Genomic DNA, 13776 nt, shown 5'->3' on the forward strand with positions numbered 1-13776 from the left:
GGAGATCGACCGATTTGCCCATTCGGATGGTACCTACGTCCAGTCCTTTGCGTCGTCAACACTCGTCGGGTAACAGGGAGAATGGTGGAGCGGTTCCTGTCGGCGAGTGACGACGCGTTTCGGCCTTCGTGACGAAGCAACTCGTGAGGGGCTCGATGGCTCCATAACGGTCCTCCGATCCTTCGAATCGGCATTGCCTGCGATCGTGCACACGAGTCGACCATCGGTCGAGATCCGTTCCAATGGCGTGACCAGATCCGTTTCAACCTCGGTCATCGCATCTGAAAAGCGCGGGGACTGTGCCGCATGGCCGAAGCCAGTCGCGCACGCGAGCAGGGCAGCCACGCAGGCTACGCGAATCTGGATCGCGTTCATCGATTTCATCGGACTCGCTCCCTGGTTGTTTGCGCAGATGGACGCCGAACTCGGTTGAGCAGCTACGTACGGCGCATGAGCACGGTTGACGAAGCTTGCCTCGAATTCACTGCACGACGTTGCGCAATGGCGCGCGGTGCTTCGGAAACGCACGCTCATGTGTTCCAGATGCATGCGTTCCGGTACGTCAGGCAGGCATGGGCGAACTGCGCGTGTCGATCTGCAATCGGCCGTGCGAACACCAAACGGATTCCGGATATTTCCTGACATAGTCGCTCCGCCTGCTGCGCAACCTTTGCAGTTGCGGTGTCGAGGCGCCGTTGCGCGTCGCGGCCATCTACTCGATCGTCTCAGGAGCATATCCAATGGTGTCTCCCGGCCCTTCCCGCCGCCCATTTCTCGCGATAGCGGCCATTGTGCTCATCGTTCTATCGTTCGCATCGGCATTCGCATGGACAGGCGGCTGGCTCGTGCCCGCCCGGCTGAGCGGCGCCGTGCTGATCGATTCACTTCAGTCCAATACGGGCAAGGTGTTCCCCGGGTTTCGACGCGCCCATACGAAGGGCATTTGTGTCGCAGGCCACTTCGATTCGAACGGCGCGGGTAGAGCGCTGTCCACGGCGGCGCTGTTCCGCACCGGTTCAGTGCCGGTAACCGGTCGCTTCAATACCGGCGGAAGCGTGCCGACCGGCGCGGACAGCGATCAGATATTTCGTGGGCTCGGCATGCGATTCGCGCTGGCAGACGGTGAAGAGTGGCGCATGGCGCTCGATCAAACGCCCATCTTCGTCGTATCGAATCCAGCCGATTTCGTCGCGCTACAGGTCGCATCGACACCTGATCGCGCTACCGGACAGCCCGATCCCGGCCGGATGAAGGCTTTTCTTTCCACGCATCCCGAGACGCAACGCTTCTTCGATTATCTGGAGAAGACGCCAATGCCCTCCGGCTTTGCAAACGGCACGTATTACAGCATCAACGCGTTTCGCTTCATCGACGCGCGTGGCGTCGCACGGTTTGTGCGCTGGCAATTCGAGCCGAAGCAGCCGTTCGCTGCACTGGACAAGCGCACGGCAGGCACGCTGCCCACAAACTTCCTGTTCGACGATCTGCTCGAGCGTGTCCATGAAGGGCCGGTGAAGTGGCATCTCGTGCTCGTGGAGGCCAATCCCGCGGATCGCACCGACAACGCAACGATTGCGTGGAGCGGGCCGCATCGACGCATCGACGCGGGCACGCTCGTGTTCGATGCAATCGCGACGGAAGCGGACGGACATTGCCGGGACTTCAATTACGATCCGCTGATATTGCCGAAAGGCATCGCACCATCCGACGATCCGCTATTGCCTGCGCGCTCCGCGGCCTACTCGGTATCGTTCAATCGACGTGCGGCGGAAGGTCCGCGCCCGGATGCCATTACGCTCGAACACGACCATGGAGCTGCGAAATGACGAGCCAGAACCCGAGCTTTTCCGTGCCGGCCCGTGTCCTGCACTGGCTGATGGCCATGCTGATCATTGCCATGCTGTTCGTCGGAGCAGGCATGGTATCGACAGTCAGCGCGCGATACCCGCAATTGCTGGCGCTGCATCGGCCGCTCGGCATCGCGATCCTGCTGCTGGCGCTGATCCGGCTTGGCGTGCGTGTGACGCACCGGCCGCCGCCTTTGCCGTCGGGCATTCCGCCGTTGCAGGCTACTGTCGCGAAGCTATCGCATTACCTGCTTTACGGCTTGATGATTGCTATGCCGCTGATCGGTTGGGCGATGCAGTCCGCAGGCGGCTATCCGATCTCGATGTGGAAAGGTGTCGAGCTGTTTCCGATCTTGCCGCACGACATCGTCGTCTACGGTCAGCTGCGCCGCTTGCACGGGCTGCTCGCTTATGCATTTTTCCTGTTGATCGTCGGCCATCTCGCTGCTGCGCTCTTGCACGCATGGATCCGGCGCGACGGCGTCTTCGAGAGCATGGCCGGCGGCCGATAGTGCCGAGCTGGGTTCGTGCGCGGGGGCGGCCTTCGAATCACGGCCCCGGCGATCGTGCTTGCCGGCGCAAGCGCGCTCCCGAGGGCGCTTGCGCGGAAGCGTCATGAGCGACGGAGCCATAAGTCGAAGGTATGTGACGTATGCGAAGTATGTATTTTTCGTATGGATCGCACCTACCTACATTGTCGATATTCAATCCGTTCCGAGAGAACAGCGATGAAAACGACAACGCCTGGCACGACGGTGGCTCATAGCCGACAAAAGCTCGCCGAGAAGATTCGGCAATTCACGCCGAACTGGTTCGCGATGACGATGGGCAACGGAATCGTGTTTCTCGTCATTGCCGCATTGCCATGGCACTTTGCAGCGCAGATGACGTTGGCGCACACGCTGTGGGTGGCCGATAGCGTGCTTTACATCGTGTTCGCCGGCATGCTGCTGGCGCGCTGGATCTTCTATCCGGAAACGATCCGCCCGATGTTGCATCACCCGCTGCAGTCGATGTTTCTCGGCGCGGTGCCGATGGGGCTCGCACCCGTCATCAACGGCCTGGTGATATTCGCCGGCCCGCATGCGAGCGAAGCAGTGAGCCAGCTGGCCTACGGCTTGTGGTGCGTCGATGCGGTACTGGCACTCGCCGTCGCCGTCGGTGTGCCCTACATGATGTTCACCGCGCAGGACCACGCGCTCGAGCGCATCACGGCCGTGTTGCTGCTGCCCATCGTCGCGCCTGAAGTGGCCGCGTCGAGCGCCGCCGTACTCGCGCCGCATGTCGACGCACAGACCGCGCGCTTTCTGGTGGCCGCCGGTTACGTGCTGTGGGCCGTGTCGGTGTCGCTCGCCTTTACCGTGCTCACGGTCGTGTTCTTCCGGCTGGTGATCCACAAGCTGCCGCATCGCGATCTCGGCCCGTCCAGCTGGTTGACGCTGGGGCCGATCGGAACCGGCGCGCTGGGCTTGCTCGCACTCGGCCACGTTGCACCGGATGCGTTTGCCGGCACGTCGTTCGAGGCGACTGCGATCGTCGCGCGCGACATCGGCTTGATCGGCGGCTTGCTGCTTTGGGGTGTGGGCTTGTGGTGGCTGGCCATGGCGATGCTGTTCACGCTGCGGTATTCCCGCGACGGGCTGCCGTTCAATCTGGGATGGTGGGGATTCACGTTTCCGCTCGGCGTCTACACCGTCGTGACGCTCAGCCTCTATCGGACCACGGACTTTATCGCGTTTGCCGCACTGGGAATGGCGCTGGCGGCGCTGCTCGGCGGACTGTGGTTGGTCGTGCTGTCCCGCACGCTGCGCGGCCTCGCCCGAGGCGAACTGTTCCACGCCCCCTGCCTCGTCGGCCGGGCACGATCCGCACTCGGCTGAACGAATCGTCGAACCCGCTCCGGCCGGCCGCACGTGCACCACGCGGTCGGTCGGAGTTGAGCGATGTCCATGTCCGTCATCGAACCTTCGAAGGAGATCCAGCATGTCCAAACCCGCCCGCCGTGTGGCCGTGACCGGGGCGGCCGGTCAAATTGCCTATTCGTTGCTGTTCCGAATCGCCCGCGGCGATTTGCTCGGCGACGATCAGCCCGTCATCCTTCAGCTCCTGGAACTGCCGCACGCGTTGCAAGCGCTGCGTGGCGTAGTGATGGAACTGGAAGACTGCGCATTCCCGCTTCTGCAGTCGATCGAAATCAGCGACGATCCGCGCGTGGCGTTTCGCGACGCCGATTACGCGATGCTCGTCGGCTCGCGCCCGCGCGGCAAAGGCATGGAGCGGCGCGATCTGCTGGCTGCGAACGCCGCCATCTTTCGTGCCCAGGGCTATGCGCTCAACGAAGTGGCGAGCAGGCAGGTCAAGGTGCTCGTCGTCGGCAACCCGGCCAATACCAACGCGTGGGTGGCACGCTACTACGCGCCCGACCTGCCGGCGGACGCAATTACCGCGATGATCCGTCTCGACCACAATCGCGCCGTGTCGAAGCTGGCCGCCCGATGCGGCGTAGCGGTGGACGCCGTCACCCGCATGGTTGTGTGGGGTAATCATTCGCCGACCATGTTTCCCGACTATCGTCATGCGCTGATCGACCAGCAGCCCGCGCCAATGCGGGTCGGCGACGAGCGCTGGTATCTCGACACGTTCATTCCGGAAGTCGCACGCCGCGGCACCGCGATTATCGAAGCGCGCGGCGCATCGTCCGCGGCGTCGGCGGCCAATGCGGCGATCGACCAGATGCGCGACTGGATTCGCGGAAGCGACGGCCGGTGGGTGTCGATGAGCATCGTGTCGGACGGCGAGTACGGCATTCCGCGCGGCCTGATGTTCGGGATGCCGACGATCTGCAGCGACGGCCGCTATCGTGTCGTGCCGGATCTGGAGATCGACGCGTTCGCGCGCGCCCGCATCGATGCATCGGTTGCGGAACTGATGGACGAAATGCAGGCCGTGCGAGCGATTCTTGCGCCGTAGGACGATCCGAATCGGATCGAAACCGATCAATTCCCGAAGCAACTCACTTAAAGGGCCACATCGTGTTCAGCACCTTGAGAAAGAAGACAGTCGTATCATTGGCAATCCTCACGTTTTCGTGCGGCGCGTTCGCGCATGAGACGCCCGATCCGACGATACGGCGCGATGCGCGAGACGGCATCGTGCGTTTGTACGGCGCAGGCGGCCCGGATACCGCATTCGCGAAAGTCGCGAAGGTCTTCACTGACGAAACGGGCATCAGGGTGGAGGTGACCGGCGGACCGGAGCCGACGTGGAGCCGAAAGGCGCAAGCCGATGCCGATATTCTGTGGGGGACGTCGGAAGAAGATATGGCCGGCCTCCTCGAAACCTACCAGGTGTTTCGATGGAGCGACGTGACGCCGATCTATATCCGGCCGGCCGTCATCGCCGTGAAGAAAGGCAATCCGAAACACATCCGCGGCTTCGACGATCTGCTCGCGGATGGCGTGCGTATCGTCGTCACGGAAGGCGCGGGCGTGGCGAATACGTCGGGCACGGGCACGTGGGAAGACATCGCCGGCCGCATGGGGCGTCTTGACGACGTCAGGCGGTTCCGCCGGAACATCGTCGGATTCGGCAAGGGCAGCGGGCCGAGCTTCCGGATGTTCGTCGACAAGGACGCGGATGCCTGGGTCACGTGGCCCGACTGGCCGATCACGCATGCCGACAAAGCCGATTACGTCAGCCTGCCCGCGAACAGAGCGATCTGGAGAGACGTCAATGTTGCGCTCGCTCCGGATGCCGATCCTGAGGCAACGCAGTTCCTCGATTTCCTGAACAGCGATCGCGGAGCCGCAATCATGAAGACCGAGGGATGGGTGCGCTGAGTGCATGACGGAGCGGAACGGCCGACCCTCGGTGGTCATCCATCAGAACGAGCCGGCCGGGTGCGGGCGCTTTCGGAAGAAAGCGCCCGTTGCAATGCGCGACCTGGAACGGCATCCGTACGGCGTCCGCGACGGATGCCGTTCCGGCCGCGCGATTCAGCACATGCCGCCGTTCGCACGTACGATCTGGCCGTTGATCCACGCGCCTTCGGGGCTGGCGAGAAACGCGACGACGGCTGAAATGTCCGACGGCTGCCCCAACCGTTCGAGCGGATTCATCTTCGCCATCCGATCGATGAGCTCGGCGCTCTTGCCGGCGAGGAACAGCTCGGTGGCAACGGGGCCCGGCGCCACGGCGTTGACGCTGATGCCGCGTCCGCGGAGCTCCTGGGCGAGCACCTGAGTCAGTCCCTCGACCGCGCACTTCGTCGCGATATAGACGGCATACGTCGGCAAGCGCACGCCGGTCACGCTCGTCGTCAGGTTCATGATCCGGCCGCCGTCGCGAACGCGGCGCGCGGCTTCGCGCGACACGTTGAACGCGCCCTTGAAGTTGATGGCGACCGTGCGATCGAACGTTGCATCGTCGAAATCCGCGATCTTTGCCTGGTTCATGACGCCTGCGCTGTTGACGACGACGTCGACGCCGCCATAGGCCTTCTCCGTCGCGTCAAACATGGCGATGGTCGCGGCCGGATCGGCGATGTCGGCCTTGACGAGCAACGCGTCGCCGCCGTTCTCGCGAATCGTTGCGGCGACTTCCTCGGCCGGCGTCGCGTTGCTGGCATAGTTCACGACGACCTTGAAGCCATCGCGCGCGAGGCGAACCGCGATATCGGCGCCGATGCCGCGCGAGGAACCGGTAACCAGGGCAACCTTTTCGGAAGTTTGGATCATGTCATGCTCCTGCGATGTGCCGGGCAGCCGTGAACGAATGTTCGTCGTACGGCGTGCCCGGACGGTGGTGAAAGATATCGGTATCGAAACGACGCGTCGGTACGCCGCTACGGCTGCGCCGTCAAATCGATCTGGTGTGCCGGCTCACGATGACGGGCGGAGGCGCGGCGCGAGAAGGTCGGACAGTCCGACGCGATGCAGCATCTCGGCGCGCAGCCGGTCGAGCACGGCGAAACCGACGTTCGCGCCGTCTTCGGTCGGATCGACATGCACGCGGAACGGGCGTTTGCCAGCCGGCTTCGCGACTACGTCCACGATCGCGTCGGCGACGAGATCCGCGCGGGCGTCGGGTGGGACGATCGCGGCGAATGCCTCCTGGACTTCGCGGCCGAAGTTCGCGTAAGGGCCTGCGTCGTATTCGGCGGCGCGGGCGGTGTCAGCCGGGAGCCCGGCATGAGCGAAATGATTGGTGCCCTGCGTGAACGCGCCCGGGACGATGATCGACGTCTCGATTCCCCAGCGCGACAATTCGCGCGCGTACAACACGGCAATCGCATCCATCGCCGCCTTCGCACCGAAGTACGGCGCGAGATAGGGCGGTGTGCCGCCCGCGGCGCTGCTGCTCGATACCCACACCAGCAAGCCTTGCTGCCGTTCACGGAAGTGAGGGAGGACCGCCCGGTTCACCCGTTGGGTACTCACTACGTTGATGTCGTACAACTGCGCATACTGCTCGGGCGTAAACGCTTCGGCCGGGCCGAATGCCATGTGCCCGGCATTGTGGATCAGCACGTCGATGCCGCCGGCCTGCTCCAGAACCGTGGTGACCGCGCGCGCGACCGACGCGTCCGACTGCACGTCGAGTTCGAGCGTGCGCAGGTCGATGCTTGGCTCGCGCGCGAGTGCGCTCATTTGCCCGGTTACCGCTGCGTTACGCCCGGCCGTATCGCGCATTGACGCGTAGACGATGTGACCGGCATGTGCGAGTGCTTCTGCCGTGAGCCTGCCGAAGCCGCTCGACGCGCCGGTGATGAGTATGACCTTGCTCATGATGGGTTTCCTTGGTGGTGAGTGAACGTCAAACCGGTGAAGAATCATGCGTCTCCACCGCGTGCCCAGCGTCGTTCGATTCGTCCGAACTTCCATATCGCGGCGGACACCGCCCATGTCGCGACGAACAGGCCGACGATCGCGAACCCCATGTGGTTGAGGTCGAGTGCCGGCAGCCACGCACCTGACGTGCGGTGCGTGTGGAAAGCATTGCCGAGCAGGCCGAGCATCTCGATCGTTCCGATGATGAGCGCGAAGCCGATGGAGAGACCGGTGACGACGAGGTTGTAGTAGATCTTGCGGATGGGTTGTGCGAGTGCCCATCGGTACGCAAGCGTCATGAACGAGCCGTCGATCGTGTCGAACAGCAGCATACCGGCGGCGAACAGCACGGGCAGACAGAGAATCGCGTACCACGGCAGGCCCGACGCGGCTCCTGCGCCGGTCAGCACCAGCAGTGCGATTTCCGTTGCAGTATCGAAGCCGAGTCCGAACAGGACGCCGACGAAGTACATCTGGCCGGGCTTGCGCACGATACGCATCAGCGGCGCGAGAAAACGGCTGATCAGGCCGCGCGATTGGAGGCATCGTTCGAGCTGCGCTTCGTCGAGCCGGCCGCTCCGCATGCGCCGAAATGCCGTGCAAAGATCGTAAAACGCGGCGATGTTCAGTATCGCTATCGAATAAAGGAACACGCTGGAGACGATCGCGCCAACGGTGCTTGTCAGCATGCGCAGCGGCGAGCCGGCGTCGAGTACATGCGCCGACAGGGAATGCATGCCGAGCGCGATGAAGATGGCGAGCCCGAACACGACGCTCGAATGACCGAACGAGAACCAGAATCCGACGCTCGACGCCCGCTGGCCTTCACCGAGCAGTTTGCGCGTGGTATTGTCGATCGCCGCGATGTGGTCGGCGTCAAACGCATGCCGCATGCCCAGCGAGTACGCCGTCACGCCGGCGCCGATGCCAAAGGCTCGGGAGCCGACACTGAGATGGTGCGGAACGATGAACGCAAGCAACGTACCCCAGCCGACGACGTGCAGAACGACGATGAACATGGCGACTGCGGCCAGTGAAACGGTTGCCGACCGGTGATGGGAAAAACGACGAATGTCATGGCTTGCAGACATGGAAATCTCGTCAAAAAGATCGGGAGAAACGGGTCGGCCGACGCAGCGCCGTCATCTGCCGTAGGGAAAGTCGGCGGCGCCGCGCGCCGCCGACTTGCTTCAGGCCCTGGGCACGTACGGGAACGTCGACGTCGGTTTCGACGTGACCGATTCTTTCCCGATCCCGAGACTGATCGGCGTATTTGCGGCGATCGAGAACATCACATCCGGTGCGTTGTCGGTCATGGATCGCCCATTCCATTGCGCGAAGCCGAATACGGCCGGCGTCCCGACCGTGTACGGCAGAACGTTCGGAAGCAGGCGGTGTGCGACGGCTGCTGCATAGCCGTCCGGGTCTTCGGCCGTTCCGTTGGCTCGCACCGCGCCGGCGATCGACTGGATGAGCGTTGCGCCGTACGTTTCGAAGTCGTCGGCGGGGCGGCCGCCGTTCAGCCGGTCGCCGAGGTCCTCGTTGTACTGGGTGAAGAGCGGATGAATCATCGGGAGACCGACACGATTGATCGGTCGCCAGCCGCCGCTGTCGGTCGCGAGGGTCGCGACCGCCCACACGCCGATTCTCCGGTTGCCGTTCGCTGTGGCGAGCAACTCGGCGTCAGGCACTTCCAGAACGATCGAATACACGGTGTGACCGGCGAACAGATTGCGCGCGTCGCCGGGCTGCCACGTACCGAGATCGAGCGGCTGTCCGTCCTGGAACGCGTGGCCGACTGCGTGAAGGACGTCAGGCTCGATCCAGAACGGATCTCCTGCGCGTCCTGCCCACACGCGCAGGCCGGACGGCGCCGTAATCGTCTCGTCGGTGTCGCCTTGCGCAACGACGTCGCCGGCTGCATGCGGATCCGTAGCCGCGGCGCCGACGATGCGGCGCACGACGAAATGCTGCTTGCCGCCGGCGTCCCGCTCGTCGAACGTGATGCGATAGGTCACATCCTCGACTGCGTCCTGATCGAGGTCGATCTTGAATTCATAGAACCCCTCGGGGTGGTAGCCGGGGGTCGGCACGTCGCCGGCAATCGAATGGCAAACGTTGATGACGAATACGGTGCCGGTCTCGCCTCGAAAGCAGTACAGGTCGGTGATGTCGAGACGGATGTCCTGCCGGGCGAGCGGGGAGTCGAGATGGTGCGACATGGTTCGATCCTTTCCGTAAGATCAATGAGGATGGCGGCGGCGCGGTGTCGTGGACACCGGCCGCGATGCATCGCGCTGGATGACGGAAAGGAGTGTGGCGCGCCAGGCGAACGGGCGCTGTCAGGAAAGGCAGTGCCGTTTCCGATTTGCACGGCATCGATACCATGCACGTGTGCCGACGGCTGCGCAGGCGTGCGGACCGGCGGCTGGACGTTATGCGTTCGCGCTGCGCACGGTGCGAACCTGGAGAACCGCAATCAGCGTAATCGCGGCGGACACGCAGACATACCAGCCGGCGGCGGTGTGCAGGCCCGTCCATGCGTCCACCGATGCAACCACGAACGGGGTCGTGCCGCCAAACAGCGCGACACCGGTCGCATACACGACCGACATCGCGACGGCGCGGCCCCGCATCGGGAACATCTCGAGGATGACGACGATGCTCGGTGCGCCGGCGATGGCGGACAAGCCGGCGAACAGCGCGACCACGCAGAGCAATACGACGGGTTGCGGATGCGTCGCCGCGTAATGGAACGCCGGCAGCACGGCCAGCATGGTGACGGCGCGCGACAGGCCGATGGTCCGCAGTCGGCCGATTCGATCCGCGAGCCAGCCGCCTGCCAACGACAGCGCCAGCGTGACCGCGCCGACCGCCACCGTCGTCACAAAGGCCGCGTATGCAGTCGGTGGCGGACCGGCGACGCCGGCCGTGGTCGCGTAGGTCGCGACATAGGTCGGTACGGTGCCGCCGAAGATCAATGCGATCGCGAGCAGCCACTGCGACCGATACCCGACGAGCATGTTGCGCACCGCGTGTCCGTCGCGCGGCACCCGCCACGTCTCGTCGATCTTGCGGCGCAAATAGAGCTGGACGGGTATGAGCATGCCCGCTAGCGCGAACGGTATGCGCCAGCCCCAGTGCTGAATTTGCGTGGTCGTGAGCAGGTTGAAAATCGCAATACCGCAACTGCCGGCGGCGATCAGCGCGAGTCCCTGTCCCGCCATCAGCCATCCCGCATAAAAGCTCTTGCGCGCGGGCGGACAACGCTCGATCAACAATGCGCCCGACGATCCCATTTCCCCGCCGACTGCCAAGCCCTGCAGGATCCGGCAGATGAGCACGGCTATCGGTGCGCCGATGCCCAGCGTCGCGTAGTCCGGCGTCACCGCGACACCGACCGAACCTGCGGTGACGAGCGCCGCGCTGAGCAGTAACGCCGGCTTGCGTCCGGCAGTGTCCGCGTGGAGGCCGATCGCCAGCGCGCCGATCGGGCGGGACAGGAATCCGGCCGCAAAAGTGCCAAGCGACAACATCCGGCCGTATGCGGCCGATGCGTGCGGGAAAAAAGCATGGGCGATGAACGCGGCGAAGACCGTATAGCAGAAGTAGTCGAAGAACTCGACAGCGTTGGCAAGCACAATCGTGGCGAGGGTGCCCGCCGTGAGCCTGTGTGCAGACGCTGCGTCGGCATCGTTCCAGGATCGTCTCATGCGGCCTGGTCGCCTCGAGGTGCGGACGCTTGCGGCTTACCGGTGGCGAACGCATCGGGAAAGCTCGGCACGGTGAAGCAGAAAGTCGTTCCTCGTGGGCCGGTTTGCTCGATCCATATCGCACCGCCGTGCGCTTCGACGATCGACTTCGAGATCGGCAGACCCATCCCCATTCCGTTGCTCTTCGTGCTGGAAAGGGGTTGAAAGACCGAGTCCGGTTGAGCAGCCATGATGCCGCATCCCGAATCGCAGACTTCGAAAAGTATCTGCATGGTGTCGTGGCGGCGCACGCTCACGGTCAGTTGCGGCGCGCGATCCTTGAGCTCGACGGCGGAAATCGCATGAATGCCGTTGATCAGCAGGTTGGTCAACACCTGCTGAAGCTGAATGCGGTCGGCATGCGCGCGTATGCCCGGCTCGATATTCATCGAGACGGCGATTGCATGCGCATTCGCCTCCGACGCGACCAGCAGCATCGCGGATTGCACGATTTCGGCACAGTCGACTTCGACCGCCTCGACCGGCGCGCCGACGAGGAACCCGCGCAAACGCTGGCAGATGGCCGCAATATCGTCGGTCCACCGTGCCGCGTACCGGAACGCGGCCAATGCTTCGCCGATATTCGGCTCGGCGCGGTCCATCCAGCGGGCGGCTGCGTCGAGCGCGGTACGGACCGCACCGAGCGGCTGGCCGATTTCGTGCGTAATCGACGCGACAAGTTGCCCGACCATCGATACTCGGGCCGTTCGTGCCATCTGCGCGCGTAACGCCTCCAGGCGCTCGCTGTTTTCCTTGTGCTCGGTCACGTCGAACGCATAGAAGTGCAGACGACGATATTGCGCCGGCTCGGTCGGCAGCGAGCACCGCCACACGATGGGTACTTTTCTGCCGGTGAGGGTCGATAGCAGGCGTTCGCCCTGGCAGAACGCGTGCCCGTCGAACATCGCACGCAATACCTGCGAGTTGCTGATGCGATTCGCCGGAAGCAACCTGCGCGACTGTTCGAAAAACAGCGCCTTCGATTCTGCGTCGAACAGGGCGAGCGCGGCGCCGTTTGCGTCGATGAACGCGTGTCGCTCGCGCAGCTTGTCGATCACGTGCGGATGGTCGTCGATGTAGGCATCCAGATCCGTCACGCCGCATGCCTTGAGCGAGTCGACCCACGCCTTGATGCCGGACCAGTCCTCTATGAGGATCGGTATGGGCGCGTCGCGAAACACCGAGTCGGTTTCGACGCGCGCTTCCGCCGCGGATTCCCCCGCCGGGCCTGACGGTTTCCGTGTCGATAAGCTCGGCGACTTGCCGTTGGGTCCGTTCATGGGGCGAGTTCGAATACGTGCGAAGTGAGGTCGAGCATCGCTGTATGTCGTGGACGAAGGCGTCTCGGGAAAAGTGCGGCGATTATACAAAACCATAATGTCCTGCGAACAAGGCATTCGGCATGTCGGCACGATACGACGTGGCTGACCGCGCGTCGCGAACCTTCTCGTATTTCATCTGCTTGGCGCCTGCTCCGGCTCAACAAACGTGCGAATCGAAAAAAACCGCATCGGCGGCCACTGCATAGTGACGCGAGCATCGGACTGTGCCGGTGCGTCACATCAACTGCAAGGAGCCAATATGTCGGATAGGGTGAAAGTTGCGCTCGTCACCGGCGCGTCGGGCGGCATCGGCAAGGCAGTCGCGCTGCGACTCGCGACGGACGGATTTGCGATCGTGGGCCACTACGCCGGAAACGGCGCCGGGATGGACGCCCTCGTGTCGGACATCACCGCCCGAGGCGGGCGGGCTATCGCGGTCAAGGGCGATATCAGCGCGGCGGACGATGTCGCCGCGCTCTATGACCGTGCGCTGGATGCATTCGGCCGGCTCGATGTGGTCGTCCATTGCGCGGGCATCATGCCGCTCGCACCTGTCGGCCCGGACGGTCTGGACGTATTCGACAGGACGATTCAGGTCAATCTGCGCGGCAGCTACCTCGTCATGGCGCATGCCGCGTCGCATCTGCGCGACGGCGGCCGTATCGTCGTCTGCTCCAGCAGCGTCGTCGCCAAGTCGTTCCCCGGCTACGGCGCCTACATCGCGTCGAAGGCCGGCGGCGACGGGCTGGTGAGAGTGCTGGCCAACGAGATGCGGGGGCGGCGGATTACGGTTAACGCGGTCGCACCCGGGCCGGTCGCGACGGAGTTGTTCCTGAAAGGAAAGACGGACGAGCAGATCGAACGGCTTGCGCACCTTGCACCGCTCGAGCGGCTCGGCCAGCCGGACGATATTGCGGGAACGGTAGCGTTTCTCGTCGGCGAGGACGGCCAGTGGATCAACGGTCAGATTCTTTATGCCAACGGCGGTTTTGCCTGATCGGGTTCGGACGCCTTCGGCGTGAGGTCG

The 13776-nt window shown here is 63.8% G+C and carries 12 protein-coding genes; 6 read left to right on the plus strand and 6 right to left on the minus strand.

Annotated features, from left to right (window positions below; genetic code table 11):
- The first annotated feature begins 740 nt into the window (after nucleotides 1-740).
- The 5 genes from FFI87_RS21355 (at nucleotide 741) to FFI87_RS21375 (ending at nucleotide 5686) form a co-directional block, all read left to right on the plus strand.
- Nucleotides 741-1826, plus strand: a complete 1086-nt coding sequence (locus FFI87_RS21355) for a catalase family peroxidase (RefSeq protein WP_138849149.1) — start codon at nucleotides 741-743, stop codon at nucleotides 1824-1826.
- Entirely contained in the window at nucleotides 1823-2359 is a 537-nt protein-coding gene (locus FFI87_RS21360; protein WP_138849147.1) for a cytochrome b, read from the plus strand. Before FFI87_RS21355 ends, FFI87_RS21360 begins: the two co-directional genes overlap by 4 nt.
- A gap of 216 nt (nucleotides 2360-2575) precedes the next feature.
- Entirely contained in the window at nucleotides 2576-3727 is a 1152-nt protein-coding gene (locus tag FFI87_RS21365; protein ID WP_138849145.1) for a TDT family transporter, read from the plus strand.
- A gap of 103 nt (nucleotides 3728-3830) precedes the next feature.
- Nucleotides 3831-4817: a malate dehydrogenase gene (locus tag FFI87_RS21370; RefSeq protein ID WP_138849143.1), complete on the plus strand. Its 987-nt coding sequence runs from the start codon at nucleotides 3831-3833 to the stop codon at nucleotides 4815-4817.
- Nucleotides 4818-4999: 182 nt separating this feature from the next.
- Nucleotides 5000-5686, plus strand: a complete 687-nt coding sequence (locus FFI87_RS21375) for a substrate-binding domain-containing protein (RefSeq protein ID WP_244108086.1) — start codon at nucleotides 5000-5002, stop codon at nucleotides 5684-5686.
- Nucleotides 5687-5842: 156 nt separating this feature from the next.
- Here FFI87_RS21375 and FFI87_RS21380 read toward each other — a convergent pair whose 3' ends face one another.
- The 6 genes from FFI87_RS21380 to FFI87_RS21405 form a co-directional block, all read right to left on the minus strand.
- The gene (locus tag FFI87_RS21380) at nucleotides 5843-6583 is read right to left on the minus strand and encodes an SDR family oxidoreductase (protein WP_138849141.1); all 741 of its coding nucleotides are present in this window, start codon (nucleotides 6581-6583) and stop codon (nucleotides 5843-5845) included.
- 144 nt (nucleotides 6584-6727) lie between these two features.
- A complete protein-coding gene (locus FFI87_RS21385) occupies nucleotides 6728-7633 on the minus strand; it encodes an SDR family oxidoreductase (protein WP_175710358.1) in 906 nt (301 codons plus the stop codon).
- A 44-nt stretch (nucleotides 7634-7677) separates the two neighbouring features.
- Complete coding sequence (locus FFI87_RS21390) at nucleotides 7678-8766, minus strand: HoxN/HupN/NixA family nickel/cobalt transporter (RefSeq protein WP_138849140.1); 1089 nt, start codon at nucleotides 8764-8766, stop codon at nucleotides 7678-7680.
- A 99-nt stretch (nucleotides 8767-8865) separates the two neighbouring features.
- Nucleotides 8866-9897 (minus strand): DUF4331 family protein, encoded by a 1032-nt coding sequence (locus FFI87_RS21395; RefSeq protein WP_138849138.1) that lies wholly within the window; start codon nucleotides 9895-9897, stop codon nucleotides 8866-8868.
- Nucleotides 9898-10110: 213 nt separating this feature from the next.
- Nucleotides 10111-11388, minus strand: a complete 1278-nt coding sequence (locus FFI87_RS21400; RefSeq protein WP_138849136.1) for an MFS transporter — start codon at nucleotides 11386-11388, stop codon at nucleotides 10111-10113.
- Nucleotides 11385-12707, minus strand: coding sequence for a sensor histidine kinase (locus FFI87_RS21405; protein WP_138850208.1), 1323 nt, complete (start codon nucleotides 12705-12707; stop codon nucleotides 11385-11387). The genes FFI87_RS21400 and FFI87_RS21405 overlap by 4 nt, the downstream gene beginning before the upstream one ends.
- Before the next feature lie 301 nt (nucleotides 12708-13008).
- On the opposite strand from FFI87_RS21405, the gene FFI87_RS21410 reads away from it, so the two are divergent.
- On the plus strand, nucleotides 13009-13746 hold the full coding sequence (locus FFI87_RS21410) for an SDR family oxidoreductase (RefSeq protein ID WP_138849134.1): 738 nt from the start codon (nucleotides 13009-13011) through the stop codon (nucleotides 13744-13746).
- Nucleotides 13747-13776: the final 30 nt, after the last annotated feature.

It is taken from the genome of Burkholderia sp. KBS0801, assembly GCF_005937855.2.
Classification (GTDB): Bacteria; Pseudomonadota; Gammaproteobacteria; order Burkholderiales; family Burkholderiaceae; genus Burkholderia; species Burkholderia ambifaria.

Coding starts and splice junctions, on each gene's coding strand:
- FFI87_RS21355 (WP_138849149.1), top strand. CDS start 741: ATGGTGTCTCCCGGCCCTTCCCGCCGCCCATTTCTCGCGATAGCGGCC.
- FFI87_RS21360 (WP_138849147.1), top strand. CDS start 1,823: ATGACGAGCCAGAACCCGAGCTTTTCCGTGCCGGCCCGTGTCCTGCAC.
- FFI87_RS21365 (WP_138849145.1), top strand. CDS start 2,576: ATGAAAACGACAACGCCTGGCACGACGGTGGCTCATAGCCGACAAAAG.
- FFI87_RS21370 (WP_138849143.1), top strand. CDS start 3,831: ATGTCCAAACCCGCCCGCCGTGTGGCCGTGACCGGGGCGGCCGGTCAA.
- FFI87_RS21380 (WP_138849141.1), bottom strand. CDS start 6,583: ATGATCCAAACTTCCGAAAAGGTTGCCCTGGTTACCGGTTCCTCGCGC.
- FFI87_RS21385 (WP_175710358.1), bottom strand. CDS start 7,633: ATGAGCAAGGTCATACTCATCACCGGCGCGTCGAGCGGCTTCGGCAGG.
- FFI87_RS21390 (WP_138849140.1), bottom strand. CDS start 8,766: ATGTCTGCAAGCCATGACATTCGTCGTTTTTCCCATCACCGGTCGGCA.
- FFI87_RS21395 (WP_138849138.1), bottom strand. CDS start 9,897: ATGTCGCACCATCTCGACTCCCCGCTCGCCCGGCAGGACATCCGTCTC.
- FFI87_RS21400 (WP_138849136.1), bottom strand. CDS start 11,388: ATGAGACGATCCTGGAACGATGCCGACGCAGCGTCTGCACACAGGCTC.
- FFI87_RS21405 (WP_138850208.1), bottom strand. CDS start 12,707: ATGAACGGACCCAACGGCAAGTCGCCGAGCTTATCGACACGGAAACCG.
- FFI87_RS21410 (WP_138849134.1), top strand. CDS start 13,009: ATGTCGGATAGGGTGAAAGTTGCGCTCGTCACCGGCGCGTCGGGCGGC.